This is a genomic window from Shewanella sp. 1180_01 (assembly GCF_052850535.1).
In genome coordinates this window covers 16,176-34,698 of sequence record NZ_VXCT01000043.1, presented here as the reverse complement: position 1 = coordinate 34,698, position 18,523 = coordinate 16,176, and the positions used below count along the sequence as shown (strand labels likewise).

Here is an 18,523-nt window from a genome sequence, read left to right as displayed (position 1 = left end):
CATTAGCACCATAAAAACAAAAAAGCCCAAACCTAGGTTTGGGCTTTTGCTATTCAATCTTCTGCCTCGACTCATTCAACTTATTCTGAACTTATATTCATCTCACATTGAGTCAGATAAAAGCCTAGTTCGAAGCTGAACCCGAAGCATAAAAATTAGTGGTGATGACCACCAGCGCCATGGGCATGGCCGTGGGCGATTTCTTCATCACTCGCGTCACGAGCACCAACGACTTCGATATCAAATGTCAGTTCGCGGCCCGCTAATGGATGGTTTACATCCACAGTCGCCATAAACTTACCCACTTTAACGATAGTCACTTGGCGTTGACCTTGGTCAGTATTAACCACAGCAGTCATACCCGGTTTCCACGCAGTCGCGCCCAATAAGTGCTTAACCGACACACGTTGGTGCGCATCAGCATCCGCTACGCGCTCACCGTAGGTTTCGGCAGCAGGTAAAGTCACAGTGAATTTTTCACCTATGGCTTTACCATTAATGGCGTTTTCTACACCTGGCATCATATTGTCATGACCGTGTAAATAGGCAATCGGATCGCGACCTTCGTTCGTCTCAATTACTTCGCCTTTCTCGTCACGCAGTGTGTAGTTAAACTGCACAACCATATCGTCTTTAATGCTCATCGAATATCCTTTGATTTTCTTCGATTTCAATTGTGGGCCGAGCTTAACAAAACTGAGCTTTTCACTCCACTTTTTTATCCGGCCTAAAAGCGCTCAAAACCCGCAGCGAGCGCTCTTTGGCTACAGTAACGACAGTGACAGTGGCTACAGTGATAGTCCTAAAGCGCTAAACACCTCTGGGCTTGGGAAGCCATCGGCAATCATCTGTTTGCTCCGTTGAAAGGCTTGCAATCCTGCCACAGAGTTACGCCCTAACACGCCATCTGGCTTGCCAACATCAAATCCGGCCTCATTCAGTTTTGCTTGCAATTGCTTAACTTGCTCACGACTTAAGCGTGGCTGTTCTGGCGGGCTCACTGTCAAAGGTAACCCCCCATTAATGCGATCGGCAAGATGTCCAACTGTAATGGCATAATACTCAGAACGATTCCAACGCATAATCACGTTAAAGTTTTCATAACCTAAAAAGGCAGGCCCCGTATGGCCTGCTGGCAAATACAGCGCGGCTTGAATATCCACGGCGGGCAAAGGTTGGCCATTCGCTTGCGTGACATTAAGGGCGGCCCACTCTGATAAGGCCAATGGCTGTTTCGCCCCTAAATGGCTGTAACTAAAATCCTTTGGCAATAAGACTTCACGGCCCCAGCGTTCATTTCGCTGCCAGCCTAAGTGCTGTAAAAAGTTCGCGGCGGAAGTCAGCGCGTCAGTGGTGCTATTCCATAAATCGGCTTTACCATCGCCGTCACCGTCGACGGCATATTTGGCATAGGCCGACGGCATAAATTGCGTGTGTCCCATGGCGCCAGCCCATGATCCCACCATAGTGTCATCATCGAACTGATACTTTTCTTTCAGCTTTAAGGCTTGCATCAGTTCTATGGTGAAATAATTGCTACGGCGTGGTTCACAGGCCAAAGTCGCGAGCGAATTCAATACCGACATCTTGCCTTTATAGGAACCGTAGTTGGTTTCAAGCCCCCAAAAAGACAAGACATATTGCGGTGGCACGCCATATTCTTTGGCTAGTTGATTGAGTAAAACGCTGTGTTTTTTCAGTAAGCGACGGCCTTCATTGACGCGCCATTCGGTGGCGCGCTTACTGAAATAATTATCGAAGGTCTGGCTGAATTCAGGTTGTTGCTGATCGAGCTCAATCACCCGAGGCACAAATTTCAAATTTGCAATGGTCGAGTTAATCGTCGCCTCTGACAGCCCTTCAGTGCGCGCCCGCGCTTGTAGCCCAGTCACACAAGTCGGAAATGCCTCGGCATTTGCTTGTACGCTAGCACTGATATCGGGCATTTGAGTGGCTTCAGCAGCTATGCCACTTGCGTTGCTACTGATTACGTTAGTACTTGCCTTAGTACTGGCACTCGCCGCTGGCACGCTGGAACAGGCACTCAGACTGACACAGGCGGCAATACTCGCAAACAGAAAAGTTAACCCTTTAATTTTAATCAAATCAACAACTCCAATATTTGATTTCACAATAATGACACAGTAATCACACTGCTGTGGCTAAACACGACAATCTTCCTTCTTCGAGAGGAAATTGCCCTAGAGAGATATTCGCCTTGGCATAACGAGTTAAAGGTTCTACTACAAAAAAACCTTTAACGGCCAAGGGTATAGATGACATGTTTCTCCCCCACGGAAAGCCTCTATCTGAGCCACTCTTGAACAGTAAAGCACACTGCATCAAGGCTTATCATCGCCAATAATCCTGACCCATAGCGACACGTAACACAATCTTTATCACCATAAATACCTTGTGGCACCGGCTTATTGCTCAGTTATCCAACACAAGAAAAATCTTAACAAAGAATCCCTTGGTATCGCAGCATGTTACCGTATAATGGATAAGTTAACAGCACACATCAAAGAGACCTATCATGACTGAAATCAATGCGGCTTTGGCTGGCTTTATCAAAAATGTAAAACAACATCAGACGCTTTGGGGTCTAATGGATGAAACTGGCGAAGGCTGGGTCGTTTGTGACTCTTCAGAATTTGAAGACACAGATGTGATGCCATTGTGGTCAAGTGAAGCCACTGCAAAATCCCATTGCAGCGACGAATGGCACGACTACCAACCGGTTGCTATTTCATTAGAAGAATTTCTGGAATATTGGGTGTCTGATCTCAACGACGATGGTGTATTGATCGGTGTGGATTGGCAGACTGATGAAGACTGCCTTGAACTTGATCCAATTGTTTTAGCAAAAGATTTGGTTGATGTTGAAGAAGTTTAATCCCTTCAATATGCCATTAATGACATCAAGGACTGAGGTGCTCATTCCTTGATGTCTGCTATCCCGCTTATCGATATTCCCTTCGACCAACGTCATACCTGTTGGTTTTGCGGCGAACCGAGCAATCAACGCTTCGAATATATTGCCCACACACATACACCACATCCTTCATTAGCTGTGCCCGCCTGCAGTGAATGTTTGCGATTAGCCAAACAACATACCCTAAGTTCAATTTGGGATTGTCGTATAGCCGTCAAAGATGCACTGATGCGCATTTATGCAAAACACCTCGCGATTGGGATTAATTGGACCGAAGAAGAACTTGCCGAGTCTGAATTTTCCTGCAAAGTGTTTGAAGGCTTTAAGAAAAGTGCTTGGATGATGTACCAGATTGCCCGCGACCGTATCAATGCACCCGGCTGGCCACTGGTATTAGAAGGCGAAGAAATTGACGACCAAGGTTATAACGCAGGTTTCGAATTTGATGGCGTGACCTTTAACTCAGTCAATGCTGCAATCCAGTACTACTCGACGCAATTCACCTTAGATCCTCAGTTTTTTGCCGAACTGGTACGCCTCGTCGGCCGAGCAAGATTCAACTACGCCCTACGACTCGCCCGCATCCATATTGCCGCCGCCAAAGAAATGAAATGCCAAGTATTACAAGATGTAGAAGCCGAATTCGCCTCGTAATCGAGCGTAAAATAAAAAGGTTATTTGGTAGGATTTGCACAGAAGCGATGGAAAGGTTGCAATTGAAGGGCTGATATTAAAAGTCTGATATAAACAGGCCACATTTAAAGCAATTATTAAAAGCGCTGAGCCTACCGATGACCAACACAAGGTCAATCACCGATAGTTCGAATCTCAAGATGCTTAGTGATTGATCACTTGTCTTAATCTTTCTTGTACCACTTCCACCAGCAAATCAGGCTGGAACTTAGAAATAAACTTATCACAGCCCACCTTCTCAACCATGGCATGGTTGAAACTGCCGCTCAGTGAAGTATTCAAGGTAATATATAGATCTGACATAGCTTTATCACCGCGAACTTCAGAGGTCAGTTTGTAGCCGTCCATCTCGGGCATTTCGGCATCGGTAATCATCATCAGTAATTCTTTAGATACTTGCTTACCTTCATCACGCCATTTCTGTAATAACGTCAGCGCCTGCAAGCCATCCGAGGCTTCAATGATTTCTATACCTAGTTGGCTTAAGGTTTCACGCACCTGACGCCTTGCGGTCGATGAATCGTCCACAATCAAGATTTTTCTGCCTGGCATTTCATGGACTAAAGTTTCATCGAGCACACCTTCAGATAAACTAATATCGTAGTGAATGATCTCCGCCAGTACTTTCTCTACGTCGATAATCGACACTAATTGCGATTTGCCTTGATGTTCGATGCGGGTAATTGCCGTCAGATAATTATTGCGCCCCGCCGTTTTCGGCGGCGGCATGATGTCACTCCATGTCATGTTGATAATGTGCTCAACCTTGCCGACTAAGAAGCCCTGCACGCTGCGGTTATATTCTGTGATGATCATATTAGCATCATCATCTGGCGGCACAGGTTTAAACCCAATCGCCGAACGTAAATCAATCACAGGGATAGAAATACCGCGAATATTAGCAACACCATAAATATGAGGATGACTCCCAGGCATGGCATTAAGGGGAGGAAGCTTAACCACTTCTTTGACTTTGAAGACGTTGATGGCAAATAACTGCGTGGAATTAATGCTAAAGAGCAACAACTCGAGGCGGTTCTCACCCACGAGTTTGGTACGCTGATCTACGGTTGCAAGTACGTTTGCCATAATGCTGCTTCTCTACTCTTGAGGAAAATCCTTTCCTCACATGCGACGGATTAGCTCAAATTATAGCGGTAAACTCCCATGAAGAACCATGCCGAGGTGCTATTTTATCTAAAAATTACAACCACTCTCGCAAAATCACGCCGCTAACTTGGTTTACTCCACCTCGAATATCAATGGTGCTGCTGGCTCATGTCGGTGCTCAAGCGGCGAAATAGCCAAAACATTTGGCTTCGGCATAAGTGTTAATATTAGCAAAAGCACGAATATTCAATCCATTCAAAACGAACATTCAATTTGCGTCAGCGGCGCTGCCACCTAACGCTGCACTTTCTGGGCAAGCACCATGCCCGCAAGATCCAAGGCATTTCTGTCGCAGACTATCTCAAACCCCGCTTGACGCAACACAAGTAGCCACTCGCGGTGATTAAAGCGATTTTGCTGTGGATGCTCAAATAGGCGTCGACTCAGTGGATTACAAATCGCAGCGCGATATAAATCCTCTACCACAAAGTAACCGTTTGGTTTCAGTACTCGGGCAACGTCCTTGATGGCCGCCTGCCAATCTGGAATATGGTGGAATACAGCAAAATCAAACACCATATCGAACTCGCCATCGGCAAAGGGAAGACAAGAGGCGTCGGCAACCGAGAAACTCAGCCCTTTCAAACCTTGTGGCCGAGCTTGCCAGCGAGATTGCGCCGCTGCGACCATTTCAGGGTCGATATCCACGGCCGTGATATGTCCTGCGCCAAAATGCTCGCGGATCAACTGAATACCATTACCAAACCCACAACCGATTTCTAATGCACGCTCGCAGCGAGCCATAGGTTTAGGCATCATAGACGTAAGCAAAGGCGCTTCGACATGATTTTGTAGCCAAAAACGTATTGGATGCTGAACGAGCTTTTTCTCAAATGGATTTAATTTCATGCCATCCTCTAAATATGGGTAAACTATTGTTGAATAATTTTACTGATCGAACTGCCACTATGGTACGTAATGATAGGAACATAAGTTCACCAGAGGCCACGATGAAATTACCTCTTTTTCCACTACCCATTTGTTTATTGCCCGAAGGTTACACACAACTGCGGGTATTTGAACCTAGATATAAGCGTTTAGTCGCCGAATCGTTAAAGTCAGGCGAAGGCTTTGGCTTATGTATGCTCGAAGAGGATGGCAAAACAATTCAGCCCATAGGTACCTTAGTGCATATTATTGATTTTGAAACCCTACCCGATGGACTATTAGGGATCAGCATTCAAGGTTCAAAGCGCTTTAAAGTTAATGAAATCAGTGTCGAAGACGATGGCTTGAAGCGCGGTGATGTTAGCTTTATCGTCAATTGGCCTGCGACACGTATTGCGACCGATGAGCGTTACTTGAGCCAAATGTTACAAAACATCCTCAAGGAATATCCGCAACATCTCAAGCACTATCAAGCGGAACAGTTTGAAGACATTGCTTGGGTCTGCCAACGCTGGCTAGAAATATTGCCCGTGCAAGCCTCTGAAAAGTACAACTGCATTAATACCTTAGATCATATTATGACCCGAGACCTATTACGGGCCGTGATAAAATAATCCTGTGAATGATCCTTTATATAAGCCACTCCGTATTGATTGACAGTTTGACAGTAAAACTGGGCTCAGAAGTGAAACAAGCCTCTCAATTTTGTCGTTACTGATCTCAAACTCAGCACTAACGACTGGGATAAGAGCGAAAATAATGGAAAATATTCAATCACAAAGCAGGCAAAATCGGTATCATGGCCCTATCACGTCTCTGACTCATTCGGCTATGGATAACGACATTCCCGCTCTCAAAACCTGCGAGCCTCAAGCGGATACTTTGATCACGTTTATGCTACAAGTAGCAGACAAACGAGACAGAGCCGCCTTTGGGCATTTATTCCAGCATTTTATGCCCAAGATCCGCGCCTTTGGTTTACAAAGACTGAATCAACAAGGCTTAGCCATGGATTTAGTTCAAGAAACCATGACCAGCGTGTGGACTAAGGCCCATCTGTACAATGCAGAGAAAGGCTCAGTGACAACTTGGGTGTTTACCATAATGCGTAATCAGTGTTTCGATATGCTGAGACGAGTACAACACAATAAAGAAGATACCTTTGGCGATGATATTTGGCCGCTGTGCGATGCGACCATGGCTCAAGACACACTCACTGATCATAAATTGACGGCGAAACTCCTCCAACATCTTGATGCCCTTCCCCTAGCGCAACGACAAGTCGTGCAAGGTATCTACATGCAAGAACTCACTCAACAAGAGCTAGCCGATGCCCTCAAGGTGCCAATAGGCACCATAAAGTCACGATTAAGACTCGGGCTAGAAAAGTTGAAAAGTTTCTTGGAGACACACAATGATTAAGCATCATCCCCAACAAGAATTACTCGTGAGCCATGCGAACGGGGTCTTACCTTTATCGATGGCCATCGCGGTATCAGCGCATTGCGCGTTATGTGAGACGTGTCGTGAGCAACTTGCCCTGTTAACCGAGCAAGCCGCCAATTCAGCATTAAATCCAGATGGCGCTCATGCTCATGCTCATGCTGCAAATAATACAGACCAAGAGTCGATTCACACTGCGCATATTGATGCTGAAAACACTCAAGCGACTAATGTACCAGTGATGGATATTGACGCTATGCTGGCGCAAATCATGGCCCAGCCTGCGGCAACGGATGTGCCTAATAATGCTCCTCTGGATGTTCAAGTAAAACAACAGCATTACACAGTGCCATCGGTGTTTCGCCAGCATTTGGCCCGTCCTTGGCAAATCTTAGGCAAAGTCAGTCGTATGCGTTTTGATGTGGATGAAATGAACACCCGCGCGAGCTTATTGCACATAGATGCGCAAGGTGAAATCCCCCAACATACCCATAAGGGCTATGAGTTAACCCTATTGTTAGCGGGAGCGTTTTCGGATCTTAACGGTGACTATGTGCCAGGTGATTTTATTGTGCTCGATAGCCAACATCACCACTCACCTAAAACCGTTGACGGTTGCTTATGCTACACAGTGTTAGATGCGCCGCTGCATTTTACCAAAGGCCTAAGCAAGCTGCTTAACCCCATAGGTGAACTGATTTATTAAGCCTGTAGCCAGTGCTTTAATATGACTTATTTACACCGTTTTTTAAATGAGTCCGTTACTAATTTTTCAGTTACTGAATCTTCAATTACTAAATTTTCAGTTACTAAATGACAGCCATTAATCCCATTGAAATAACCTATTTCAGTGGGATTTTTTATTCTATTCGCGTGAGTTTTTTATTCAGTTTGCTAGAATTTTTAATTCAATTGGCTAACAGTAGCCACATCTTTTTCGCCTAAAAAGCCGCAATATGGACACTCAGCATTACCGCCAAATACAAAATAAGAACATGATCTATGCCAAGCTTTATGCTTTAAATCAAATGAATAGCCAGAAAAAATTCACGTTAATTCAACATCAATCAACAAATAATCACATTGAATAAAAATTAAACTTGCATAAGCTATTTTTATTGATATACTGCACGTCGTTTTGAGAAACACCTTGTTGTTTACCTTTTTAAAACCAGCCTGATCATTAGCAATCAGAGTTCGGTCCTCATAAAGAAAGCCTACTACAAGCAAAACCCCATAAGCTCAAGCATTCGATACCACTAAAATCATGTGGTTATGTCTGTGAACTTACTGTTCTCCACACTGTCATAGTATTGTCATTAAGCTATGGTCAACTGGCAGAATCAAGTTAGTCCATTGGCATAATCGACAGCATGTATTATTTATCGATTAAGCATCTCTTGATTAATGAATCAAAGATGGGGTAACCTCGATACTCAATAGAACGAATCTTTCGCAAATTGCTAAGGATATTTTATAGTTACAACTATCTCACCTATGGGTGAATTAACAAAAAGGAGTGTGGCATATGTCATACAAAATTAATGGACATGAAATTACAGTGAACTTCCCTGTAGATTCAATCTCAGTAAATAAAACCTCAATTGCTTTTACCGATCGTCAAGGTAAAAACAGACAGACTTTTTCAAAACGTACAGAAGCCATCAGCTTTATGAAATGGTTATTGTCCGCAAACAAATAAGTCAAAAAATAAATTAGACGATAAGTTAGAAATAAGTACTGTAATACCCCGTTTGCTCAAGTGTATTTAATCGGTTTCCATTCTCTTCGCAGTACCGAGCACTTAAGTAAACTGATAGCCGAATGTCACGAACACGCTATCCTTTTTTACGTCATCATGACGAACACATTTGGTTCAGGCTGTATCTCTCTCACACAGATACCTGCCGAACCAAATGAGTCAAATCCAGCTTAGATCACCTACTTCCACTGCAGCATCCGCTAATATTTATCCCTATGAATACTGTTCAGCACCTCATCTATGCCAAAACCCAATACCCAAATCGCCATGCAAAGCTTGATAAGCCAGATCAAAGCGACAATTCCGCTCAATCTAGCGGAAGCTCAACTGTGCCAAGGACAATGTTTAGGTTGTTCGAAAAAAATGCTGGAAATGTTAGATGCTGAAATCAGCTATTGGCAGTTTAGCGATGTAATACCTAGCCTAAAAGATTTAAAAAATCTCGAGAATATAGGCCAACGTACCTAGAAAATCCTTAAGCGAAACCATCTACTATCTTAAGAAACCATCTGCCGTCTTAAAAATGCAGTCTTAATCTATTGCGCTGGTTATATTACTATTCTTTGAAAAGTCTTATACTCCAGCAAACTTACGCTGATAACGCGGCAACATGGTCTCATTCCCTAATATTCCGCCTTGATGCAAATACATCACATGACCTAATTCACTACGCTGTAAGTAATCCTCAAGCACAATAAAGCCTAAGGGATCGTAGAGTAGTTCAAACTGAATCCCTGAGGCACAAACGCGCTGCCACATGGCATAAAATTCTGGGTAGAGTTTACCAAAGTGATATTTTTTGCCGACATTCACTATCTGTGGATGCTCGAGAGTATTTGGATTAAGCATAGAGAATTGCAAACGTAAATAATCATCGCCGCCCACCACAGCGCAAGTCACAACGCGAATCGCCGTTTGTTGACGAATAAAGTACTGATTTAAAAATAACGCCGTCGTCCCCGTCCCCGACGGTAAAAATACCGTTAAATCGACTAAATCATTCGCCTGCGCAAATTGCACTATTTCTTGCGCTAATACATTTACCCCGTATTCAGCGTAGGAACAACGCCCGCCCTCTGGGATAAAAAGCGCCGTCGGCTCATTCGCGAGTACCTGAGTCTCGATATACTCTTGGCAACTCAGTCGCGCACTAACCGTTTGCAGAGTAGGCTCAAAATTAGCATTAAGGCCTGATAAAACCTGAGGTTCACCTTGTGACGGAGTGAACGCCTGCTTTTGCGCCATTAACTCACTTAAATCGATAATATTGACACCATTTTCCAATGCAGCAGCGTAATTCCCCGTGGGATGCTTAACAATTTGACTGGCAATATGGTCAACATAAAAGTCACACTGCCAGCCTTTCATCTTGGCTAATGTCGATAGGGAATACAAAGAGTTTGCTAAGGGTGAACCATGACCTATCACCTTGTTGATGCCTGCAAAATCATGATTTAAAAAATAGCCGAATTTGCGCGCTTTATTACCGCTAAACGCTGGATGCAATAAATCATCACGTTTTAGAAAAATGTCTCGCCCTGCAAAGGCAAAAATATCGACGGGGGAATTTGCAAACATCAAGGTACTCAAACGATAAAAAACTCGGGCTTTTAAGCCATTGGATGGAATGGATAGTGTAACTGCGCCTTTGCCCTTCTGCTCTTAAGAAATTAGCAATTTAGCGAAGAATTAGTGAAAATCACAAATAAAGCTTAAACAGGCGGATGTAAGATATTGATTTTTGAAAATAAAATAATTGGCACGTTTCTCGCTTAGTCATTGGTATATATTCAGTTTATCAAAGCTAACAGCATTCATTACAGCTAACGATAAAGGCTAAAAAAGTAACATAAGGAGTTTTCAATGGCAGTATTACGCTTAATATTCAACATCGCTTGGTTTGTGCTCGGTGGATTTGTGATGGGACTCGCTTGGTGGCTCGCAGGTATCCTGTGTTTTATCAGCATTATTGGTATTCCCTTTGGCCGCGCCTGCTTTGTTATCGGTGAAATGACCTTCTGGCCCTTTGGCCAAGAACAAATCAGCCGTCGTCACTTAACCGGTCGTGATGATTTAGGTACGGGTGCCCTAGGCATGGTGGGAAATATTATTTGGTTCTTGCTGTTTGGGATCTGGTTAGCCATAGGCCACCTGGTCCATGCCTTAGCCTGTTTTGTGACTATTATCGGTATTCCCTTTGGAATACAGCATCTTAAACTGGCATTACTCAGCCTAACACCGATAGGCCAAACCGTTGTGGCTAAAGCCTAATCGATTATGAGTTAACCGGCTTAGCGCTGTTCATTGCCGATGATTTACTGTGGAGAGTGGATAGCGCTTTTTCATCCCACACTGAAAATATCGCCTCGTTAAAGGCCATTTCTTCCTCCAGTAAATCGTTGCAATTATATTGAGTATGGGCATATTGAGCATGGGCAGGTTCATCATCCTCTTGGACCTCAGTTTGCGGCTTAGTCGGCGCCACAATTGCCAACAGATAATGTGCCAGTTTTGCAGGGGCATCAATGGCCGCATCATGGCCGCAATAAGCTAATACAATCAAATCCGTGTGAAAGTGCTGTGCCAAGGCTTTGCTCGATGCCATGCTCACCAAAGCATCACGGTCGCCACAGAGTACACTTATCGGCACTTCCACGGTCAATGGACACTGATATTGAAAAGCCGCCCACAGTTGCCGCCAGGCGTTACGAATAGTTGGCGACGATTGGCGGCGAAATTCACTCCATTCGGCAATTAAACTGCAGTCTCGCCGATGGCGAAAACTGGTTAAACGCACTATCGTCGACTCGATGGGATGTAAGGCTTTACCTCGAGCCCGCAAGAAAAACGCCTTCAATGCATTCAGTGGATTAAATCTTTGATACCAAGCAGATAAATTTGCCGCACTGCTGTTTAGTACAAATACATGCCTTATCTGCCAAGGTCGCTGACGCGCCATTTCCAGCGCTAACATACCGCCCATAGACAAACCGAGAAGGTAAATGGCTTCTCCTTCTTGTACCTGCTCATCCAATTGCTGCCACACTGCATGGGCATAGTCAGCAATCTTAAGCGGACTGGCCTCGGTTGATAGCGTTCCATTGCCCAGCAAGTCAGGAGTCAGTACTCGCAGCCCCTTTTGTCGCAGTCGCTGATCGAAGCCATTCCAGTGGCGTTGATCACGCATTAATCCCCGCAATAACACCCAAGTTGTCATGACTGTGGCTCCCGATACCAATACTGCAGCGCGCACTCAGTAAGTTCAGTCAAGCGTTCAGGCGTTAACTGCTCTAACGATTGGGCGTAGGCCGCTTCCATCATAAATTGCATCAGCACTGTGTGCCTGCGTAAAATTCTGTGGTGACGATGTGTTTTCTGCGGATTGAAAAAACCTGCAAAATTAAATATTTGTCTGGGATTTTTCTTTATCCAAGCCCAGGATCCCATCTCTAATGTCAAAGGCAGAAACGGTACCTGAGCATGGGGATCGGCAACTTGATGTTGGCGATAGAGGTAATCCCAAATATCCCCATGGGTGCGATAAAACTGACTCTGGGGTGCGAGCCTATAATGGCCATGATGAGGATAACTTTGTTCAAACAATTGTTTTAGATGAAGAATATAATTGGCATTTTCGAAGGCGGTACGCGTATGGGCGTAGGGGAACCAAATATGATCACTCAAGCCAAAGCCTGAGTGAGCATCGAGGGAAATTAAACTGGTGCTGCGGCTCAGCAATTGCTGTACATAAGCAACTAAGCCAGTAGTTTCAAGCTCCATTCCCCCCATGCCGCGATACCATGGTAGCCGCGACGATATCCGCTGCCCTCCGACCATAAAAGAGACTTTTTCGCTAGATTCTATCGGGGCGTTACGCATCAAATCCACTTGATTGCCATTGCCCCGCGTTCCCATAAATAAACCAACGGGATTCACCACAGGCACAAAAGCTAGCCGCACGCCCGTTAACATCTGTTGTAGATGTTTATCCCACACCAGCCGCTGCAACAAACTGTTCAGCAATGCCAAGATGACTTGAGAGCCAATACGTTCAACCCCATGCACGCCGCCCACAAAGAGTACTGTCGGACAGGGCTTATCTCCTCCACCCAGTTCAACACTGTAGAGAGGAAAATGTTCATGACGAAATGGAATGTCGGCAAGAATTTGATACTGCAACTTAAGATGATGAGTATCAATGAGTTGTTGCAGCGTATCTAACTCAAAGGGAAGTTTATTCATGTCACCTTAATCAAAAAATGAGAGAGCAACTCATGCCGTTAAGGTCATGCCGTTAAGGTCATGCTAATAGTGAACAAAGACAGAATGATGACAAGCGGAATATCTGATGTAATTTTGAGAGGAATTGGCTGAAAATAGAGGAAAAAATAAGGGGAAAAATTGAGAGCACACTAACCTAAATCATGCATTAGTCTTCACGATACAGTAGCTCTCCGATGATGGTTTCGACATCAATTTGCGCCAAGCCTTGGTCGAAAATATCTCGCCAACGTCGGCCTTCTTCGGTATTACGAAACGCGATATAAAGCTGCTTATTCGCTAAAATTTGGCGGTTGATTTGCAGCTTGTCCGCCAATGGCTGCAAGGGCTTTTGCTTAAGTAAATAGTGCAGCACGTTGACATCGATTACCGCGGCATCAATACGGCCTGCAGCCACTTTCTTAATATTGTGCTCATCTGAAGTCACCGCTTCAGTCGGCTGAACGCCTGTGGAAATCATGCGATCTAAAGCCTGAGTATTCACATAATCTTTCACCACACCTAAGGTATAGCGATTCATATCTTCGACATAATTCCAACTCACAGGATGGGCTTTTTGCTCCACCAGTCCCAAAGGACCGTCGCCAATCGATTTAGAAAAAACAAACTTTTCAGTCTCAAAATAATATTCAGGGAAATAACCCAGATAGTCAGAATTAGGCATACTGGCGAGCTTTACTGCGCGGCTCCATGGGTAAAAATCCACTTCTAATTGGTGCCCCATCACTTTGAGCGCCGCCCGCGCCACAGCAATACTCGCGCCCTGCTCTGCTAACTGCTGCCCCGAATAAGGCGGCCAAAGTAAGGATGTCAGCATTAAGGTATCCGCCTTCACTGTGCTCAATCCCATGGAGGAAAGGCAACACGCAAGGAGCATTGAACGCCATCGAACCATTTGGGACTCCTTAGCCTGCAGAATGGATTGACTACTAAATCATCGACAAATTGAGCTTTAGTTTTTATCTGCCAAGATTTTTTCTCTGGTTTTAGTATAGCCATGAAGCCACTGCGGGGAAGTGAAGTTTTGTTACAATTAGGCTGACGACATAAGCTGCCAATAAATGAGCAAAGGATTAGACTGAAAACTGATATACAGTTAGCACACAACTGATAGTACAGCTGATAGTACAGCTTGATTCGATTAACTCACCATAAGGCCAACTCCTATGCGCAAAGTTACCTTTTTCAATCGCGCGCCGTCCTCCCATGCAAAAGGCGCGATAACTAAAGCGGGGATCACTGTGATTGGTGCAGCTTTAACCTTGCTCGGGCTAGTCTTTTTACTCTTACCCGGCCCAGGTTTACTCTTGATTATCTTAGGATTGGCGCTACTCAGCACACAATATGCGTGGGCAAAGCTGGCGCTACGTCGCAGTCAGCGAAAGTTAACTCAAAGTGCCGCTTGGCTTGATGGCATGACTCGTCGACTCTTACGTTAACTCGTTAACTTGTCGGTTAAACGACATGGGTAGACAGAATAAAATTCAAGCCGCATTGTGCGGCTTGAAAGTCAAAAAAGCAGGCTCGCCAAATCACATCACTTAAGCATTAATATCTTCATATAACTCTTGATACATCAGCTCACGCATTTTGAATTTCTGAATTTTCCCCGTCACTGTCATTGGATACTGATCCACAAACTTGATGTAACGCGGCACCTTAAAGTAGGCAAACTTCTCAGTAAGGAAATGACGAATATCTTCCTCGGTAATCGTCGCGCCAGAGCGGACTTTAATCCAAGCACACACTTCCTCTCCGTATTTATCGCTTTGAACGCCAAAGACCGCCGCATCCTGCACATCTTTATGGGTGTAAAGTTTCTCTTCAATCTCACGGGGATAGATATTCTCGCCACCGCGAATAATCATATCTTTAATGCGACCCACAATTTGCACATAACCTTGCTCATCCATTTGGCCGATATCGCCCGAATGTAGCCAACCCGCACTGTCTATGGTCGCCGCTGTTTTTTCGGGATCGTTCCAATAGCACTGCATTATGCAATATCCCCGACTACAGACTTCACCGGGTTGATTAATTGGTAACACTTCACCAAATTCATCGACAATTTTCACTTCGGTATGGGGCAAAGCACGGCCAACAGTGAGCACCCGTTTCTCAACTGGCGAATCGATTTCAGTAATATGATTGAGCGGACTGCACTCAGTCTGACCATAACCAATTAGTACTTCCTTCATATACATGAGATTTTGTACTCGGCGCATCACTTCTTCTGGGCAAGTTGCCCCCGCCATCACCCCAGTTCGTAAAGAACTCAAATCAAAACGCGTAAATTCAGGATGCTCAAGCTCGGCAATAAACATGGTCGGTACGCCATGTAAAGCGGTGCAACGCTCTTGTTCAACTACTTGCAATGTCGTCAAGGGATCGAAGGATTCGCCGGGGAACACAGCCGCGGCGCCTTTGGCTAAGCAAACTAAACTGCCGAGCACCATGCCAAAGCAATGATATAAGGGCACAGGAATACAGAGTTTATCGTGGCAGGTAAACTTCATCGCCTCTGCGACTAAATAACCATTATTCAAAATGTTATGGTGGGATAAGGTCGCACCTTTTGGGCTGCCCGTCGTGCCAGAGGTAAACTGGATATTGATTGCATCGTACGGGCTTAATGCTTTGCCGATACTCTCGAGTGCCGCCTTATCATCGGCGGTCACATCGACGAGCAAATCATCAAAATTCAGCATGCCGACGGATTTTTCAGCACCCATGCGGATCACAAACTCGAGATCAGGAACGGCCTTCGCCTGTAGTTGACCCGCAGGGCAAGAAGTTAGCTCAGGCGCCAATTCGTATAGCATTTCGAGGTAATTGCTGGATTTAAACTTGTCGGCACAAATTACCGCGCGGCACCCCACGTTACTCAGCCCGTATTGCAACTCTTCAGGCCGATAAGCGGGGTTAATACACACCATGATGGCGCCAATTTTAGCGGTCGCATATTGGGTTAAGCACCATTCAATATTGTTGGGTGACCAAATGCCCACCCTATCACCGGGCTGAATGCCAAGCTTCAATAACCCTGTGGCGAGCGCCTCGATTTGAGCGAGATATTGGCGATAGTTCCAGCGGATATGTTGATGATGTACGACAACGGCTAATTGGTCGGGATAGGTTGCCGCAACCTCATCAAGATATTGACCTATGGTTTTCTCAACGAGTTTCGGTGATCGCACACCATGAAACTCGCTAACGTTGAGCGGACTGATAACTTGGCTTGTTGGAACTGACATTAAGGCCTCCGTGCATTTATTATTATGATTAGCGAGCTCCAAACTAACCAATCCACGGATCATGTCACAAGCAAAAAAGCACTTTATTAGACTAAAGAGTAAGATAATCGATTAAATAACAATCCATTAAAGTGCGAGGTTAGCGGCTGATAAATTCAAGATGAGTACTCGACTTAGGCACATTTAAACTTTGCAAGCGCTCAACAATGGCCAGTAAAATCCCTTGGCGGCGCATATTCTCTAACACGCCAGGGCTAAAGACCTCAAGTCGCGTCATGGCGGTCAGCAGCAACTTGCATTGTGCTATGCTCGCTTCACGAATGTAGGCGGGTTTATCGACTAAGTAACTGTTGTTATACCAATAGTCCCAAGTGAAATTTGCCAATAACCAACCTTGGGTTGTCAGGTCATTAATAAATTCCAGCATCCGCTCATGGCTTAGGATCACATCACCGGCTGTAAAATCCTTAAGATATTTATTGTATAAACCACAGTCGGACGTCATTGTTGAAGTTCCCATAACACACCTCACAGGTTTTGATTGCCACTGCTGCCACAACTTGTATGGCACCAATCACAACCCGAGATCGAATTTGACGCTTTGCCTTAGTATCGAGAATCTGCATAAGGCATACCAAATAAGATTGCAGCCCACAGGCTAAGCCACCTTATCTGAATCGAAACTTAATCAAACTCACAATGCTTGATATGAGTGGCGAACTGGGGTGTTCGACTAAATTAAGATAAACTCAGGGATATTGAAGCGCTTAACGGCCACTATGAATAAAGGAAACAAGATGAACTACTGGCTTATGAAATCGGAACCCGACGAATTCGGCATAGATGATCTTAAGGCTTGCCCGAACCAAACCGAAGCTTGGCATGGGATACGTAACTATCAGGCGCGTAACTTTATGCGCGATGAGATGCAGATTGGCGATCAGGTATTTTTTTACCATTCAAGCTGTAAAATACCCGGTATTGTTGGTATCGCTGAAGTCGTGACAAATGCGTATCCCGACAGCACGGCCTTCGATCCCGAATCTAAGTATTTCGACCCTAAGTCAGATCCGACCAAACCAAGATGGCTACGAGTGGATATCCGCTTTGTCGAAAAATTTAACGATATTATTCCCTTAAGCTTGATTAAAAACCTGCCGCAATTGGCCGACATGTATTTAGTGTCTAAGGGCTCAAGGCTGAGTATCCAACCTGTGACCGCCGAACAATGGCAAGCTGTGCTAATGTTAACCCGTTGAGTTTAAGCATCTCGACTCAGTAACGTTCAGCTAAGGTTCATTTAAGATACACTATCGTCACAGTATTAACTCAATGCCCTTTGGAGCACAGATGAATAAATCAACGTCAGTGGTTATCGCAGGACTAGTGCTCAGCTTAATGGCGCCTATCTCAGTTTTTGCTAAAGATGGCCATGAGCACGAGCACCACAAAAAAGAGAAAGGCTTACCACCTGGATTACAGAAAAAGGTCGACCACGGTGAACGTTTACCACCCGGTTGGCAGAAAAAACTCCATCGTGGTGATGTGCTTGAGCATGATATTTATGACCGCGGCCGTATCATTGTGCCCTTAGACAGAGATGGGATTATTAGCATTCAAGTTGAAGGCGCATTGATCAAACTCGATAATAACAGCCGTAAAATCCTCGATATCGTTAATATCATTACCGAATAGTTACGCATAACATGTGCGAAATGGCTAATCACGGCAGTTTTATTAGCACGCCCAGTTCTTATTAGGGCGTGCCATCATCCCAAATCATGATGCTTTCAAAACCCTATCCCTTGTCTGTACTTCTATTTATCCCACAATTCCTCGCGAGTTAACGACTACAGTTACAATTAAGCAACATACTGATATTTATCATATCTTTACTATCAGACGCTTGGTCACCTATCGGCTGAATGCTAGACTCAGCCAGTGCTAATATGCGTATAAACTTAAATGAAATTTCTTCGGCGGTACTCAAGGTTTTAGCCTGAACAGAAGGCTAAGCCCCTGACATCAAAGCATTTGGTATCAAGCTCTTTGCATAAAGTTATAGCATCGAACCGAATCAGATAAGCGTTATCAAAA

The 18,523-nt window shown here is 44.7% G+C and carries 22 protein-coding genes; 11 read left to right on the top strand and 11 right to left on the bottom strand.

From position 1 onward, the window contains the following. Positions 1-155: 155 nt before the first annotated feature. The 3 genes from FW758_RS18245 to FW758_RS18235 form a co-directional block, all read right to left on the bottom strand. Entirely contained in the window at positions 156-644 is a 489-nt protein-coding gene (locus tag FW758_RS18245) for an FKBP-type peptidyl-prolyl cis-trans isomerase (RefSeq protein WP_006082096.1), read from the bottom strand. A gap of 144 nt (positions 645-788) precedes the next feature. After that, entirely contained in the window at positions 789-2,105 is a 1,317-nt protein-coding gene (locus FW758_RS18240) for a lytic murein transglycosylase (protein ID WP_446446133.1), read from the bottom strand. A gap of 43 nt (positions 2,106-2,148) precedes the next feature. Continuing rightward, on the bottom strand, positions 2,149-2,283 hold the full coding sequence (locus FW758_RS18235) for a hypothetical protein (protein WP_259212633.1): 135 nt from the start codon (positions 2,281-2,283) through the stop codon (positions 2,149-2,151). 253 nt (positions 2,284-2,536) lie between these two features. Between FW758_RS18235 and FW758_RS18230 the strand changes: the two genes are divergently transcribed. Continuing rightward, positions 2,537-2,896 (top strand): DUF2750 domain-containing protein, encoded by a 360-nt coding sequence (locus tag FW758_RS18230; protein ID WP_006082098.1) that lies wholly within the window; start codon positions 2,537-2,539, stop codon positions 2,894-2,896. Positions 2,897-2,947: 51 nt separating this feature from the next. Next, a complete protein-coding gene (locus tag FW758_RS18225) occupies positions 2,948-3,589 on the top strand; it encodes a hypothetical protein (protein ID WP_446446132.1) in 642 nt (213 codons plus the stop codon). Between the two features lie 183 nt (positions 3,590-3,772). On the opposite strand, the gene FW758_RS18220 is transcribed toward FW758_RS18225, so the two are convergent. Next, on the bottom strand, positions 3,773-4,717 hold the full coding sequence (locus tag FW758_RS18220; protein ID WP_012089505.1) for a chemotaxis protein CheV: 945 nt from the start codon (positions 4,715-4,717) through the stop codon (positions 3,773-3,775). 315 nt (positions 4,718-5,032) lie between these two features. Next, positions 5,033-5,647: a class I SAM-dependent methyltransferase gene (locus FW758_RS18215; protein ID WP_259567757.1), complete on the bottom strand. Its 615-nt coding sequence runs from the start codon at positions 5,645-5,647 to the stop codon at positions 5,033-5,035. 101 nt (positions 5,648-5,748) lie between these two features. On the opposite strand from FW758_RS18215, the gene FW758_RS18210 reads away from it, so the two are divergent. From FW758_RS18210 to FW758_RS18190, 5 genes are all read left to right on the top strand, one after another. Then, a complete protein-coding gene (locus tag FW758_RS18210) occupies positions 5,749-6,300 on the top strand; it encodes an LON peptidase substrate-binding domain-containing protein (protein WP_446446131.1) in 552 nt (183 codons plus the stop codon). Between the two features lie 145 nt (positions 6,301-6,445). After that, the gene (locus FW758_RS18205) at positions 6,446-7,108 is read left to right on the top strand and encodes a sigma-70 family RNA polymerase sigma factor (RefSeq protein ID WP_006086176.1); all 663 of its coding nucleotides are present in this window, start codon (positions 6,446-6,448) and stop codon (positions 7,106-7,108) included. Continuing rightward, a complete protein-coding gene (locus FW758_RS18200; RefSeq protein WP_446446130.1) occupies positions 7,101-7,835 on the top strand; it encodes a ChrR family anti-sigma-E factor in 735 nt (244 codons plus the stop codon). The genes FW758_RS18205 and FW758_RS18200 overlap by 8 nt, the downstream gene beginning before the upstream one ends. Positions 7,836-8,657: 822 nt before the next feature. Further along, entirely contained in the window at positions 8,658-8,831 is a 174-nt protein-coding gene (locus FW758_RS18195; protein WP_006082106.1) for a hypothetical protein, read from the top strand. 300 nt (positions 8,832-9,131) lie between these two features. Beyond that, positions 9,132-9,359 carry a hypothetical protein gene (locus FW758_RS18190; protein ID WP_446446129.1) on the top strand — a complete coding sequence of 76 codons (228 nt, stop codon included), beginning with the start codon at positions 9,132-9,134 and terminating at the stop codon, positions 9,357-9,359. Between the two features lie 105 nt (positions 9,360-9,464). On the opposite strand, the gene FW758_RS18185 is transcribed toward FW758_RS18190, so the two are convergent. Next, positions 9,465-10,469, bottom strand: coding sequence for a 1-aminocyclopropane-1-carboxylate deaminase/D-cysteine desulfhydrase (locus tag FW758_RS18185; RefSeq protein ID WP_446446128.1), 1,005 nt, complete (start codon positions 10,467-10,469; stop codon positions 9,465-9,467). Positions 10,470-10,754: 285 nt separating this feature from the next. On the opposite strand from FW758_RS18185, the gene FW758_RS18180 reads away from it, so the two are divergent. Further along, on the top strand, positions 10,755-11,162 hold the full coding sequence (locus tag FW758_RS18180; RefSeq protein WP_006086172.1) for a YccF domain-containing protein: 408 nt from the start codon (positions 10,755-10,757) through the stop codon (positions 11,160-11,162). Between the two features lie 4 nt (positions 11,163-11,166). On the opposite strand, the gene FW758_RS18175 is transcribed toward FW758_RS18180, so the two are convergent. From FW758_RS18175 to FW758_RS18165, 3 genes are all read right to left on the bottom strand, one after another. Next, positions 11,167-12,108 (bottom strand): alpha/beta fold hydrolase, encoded by a 942-nt coding sequence (locus tag FW758_RS18175; protein ID WP_446446127.1) that lies wholly within the window; start codon positions 12,106-12,108, stop codon positions 11,167-11,169. After that, positions 12,105-13,133, bottom strand: coding sequence for a M14 family zinc carboxypeptidase (locus FW758_RS18170; protein WP_446446126.1), 1,029 nt, complete (start codon positions 13,131-13,133; stop codon positions 12,105-12,107). The genes FW758_RS18175 and FW758_RS18170 overlap by 4 nt, the downstream gene beginning before the upstream one ends. Positions 13,134-13,320: 187 nt before the next feature. Next, positions 13,321-14,067, bottom strand: a complete 747-nt coding sequence (locus FW758_RS18165) for a substrate-binding periplasmic protein (protein WP_446446125.1) — start codon at positions 14,065-14,067, stop codon at positions 13,321-13,323. A gap of 271 nt (positions 14,068-14,338) precedes the next feature. Here FW758_RS18165 and FW758_RS18160 point away from each other — a divergent pair, with 271 nt between their 5' ends. Continuing rightward, positions 14,339-14,611, top strand: coding sequence for a PGPGW domain-containing protein (locus FW758_RS18160; protein WP_006082112.1), 273 nt, complete (start codon positions 14,339-14,341; stop codon positions 14,609-14,611). Positions 14,612-14,713: 102 nt separating this feature from the next. Here the strand turns inward: FW758_RS18160 and FW758_RS18155 are convergent, their stop codons facing one another. Both FW758_RS18155 and FW758_RS18150 read right to left on the bottom strand, forming a co-directional pair. Next, a complete protein-coding gene (locus FW758_RS18155) occupies positions 14,714-16,426 on the bottom strand; it encodes an AMP-binding protein (RefSeq protein WP_446446124.1) in 1,713 nt (570 codons plus the stop codon). A 139-nt stretch (positions 16,427-16,565) separates the two neighbouring features. Next, on the bottom strand, positions 16,566-16,946 hold the full coding sequence (locus tag FW758_RS18150; RefSeq protein WP_446446123.1) for a DUF6508 domain-containing protein: 381 nt from the start codon (positions 16,944-16,946) through the stop codon (positions 16,566-16,568). A 277-nt stretch (positions 16,947-17,223) separates the two neighbouring features. Here FW758_RS18150 and FW758_RS18145 point away from each other — a divergent pair, with 277 nt between their 5' ends. Both FW758_RS18145 and FW758_RS18140 read left to right on the top strand, forming a co-directional pair. Next, positions 17,224-17,685: an EVE domain-containing protein gene (locus FW758_RS18145; RefSeq protein WP_446446122.1), complete on the top strand. Its 462-nt coding sequence runs from the start codon at positions 17,224-17,226 to the stop codon at positions 17,683-17,685. Positions 17,686-17,776: 91 nt separating this feature from the next. Beyond that, entirely contained in the window at positions 17,777-18,121 is a 345-nt protein-coding gene (locus FW758_RS18140) for a hypothetical protein (RefSeq protein WP_011847087.1), read from the top strand. The last annotated feature ends 402 nt before the right edge of the window (positions 18,122-18,523 follow it).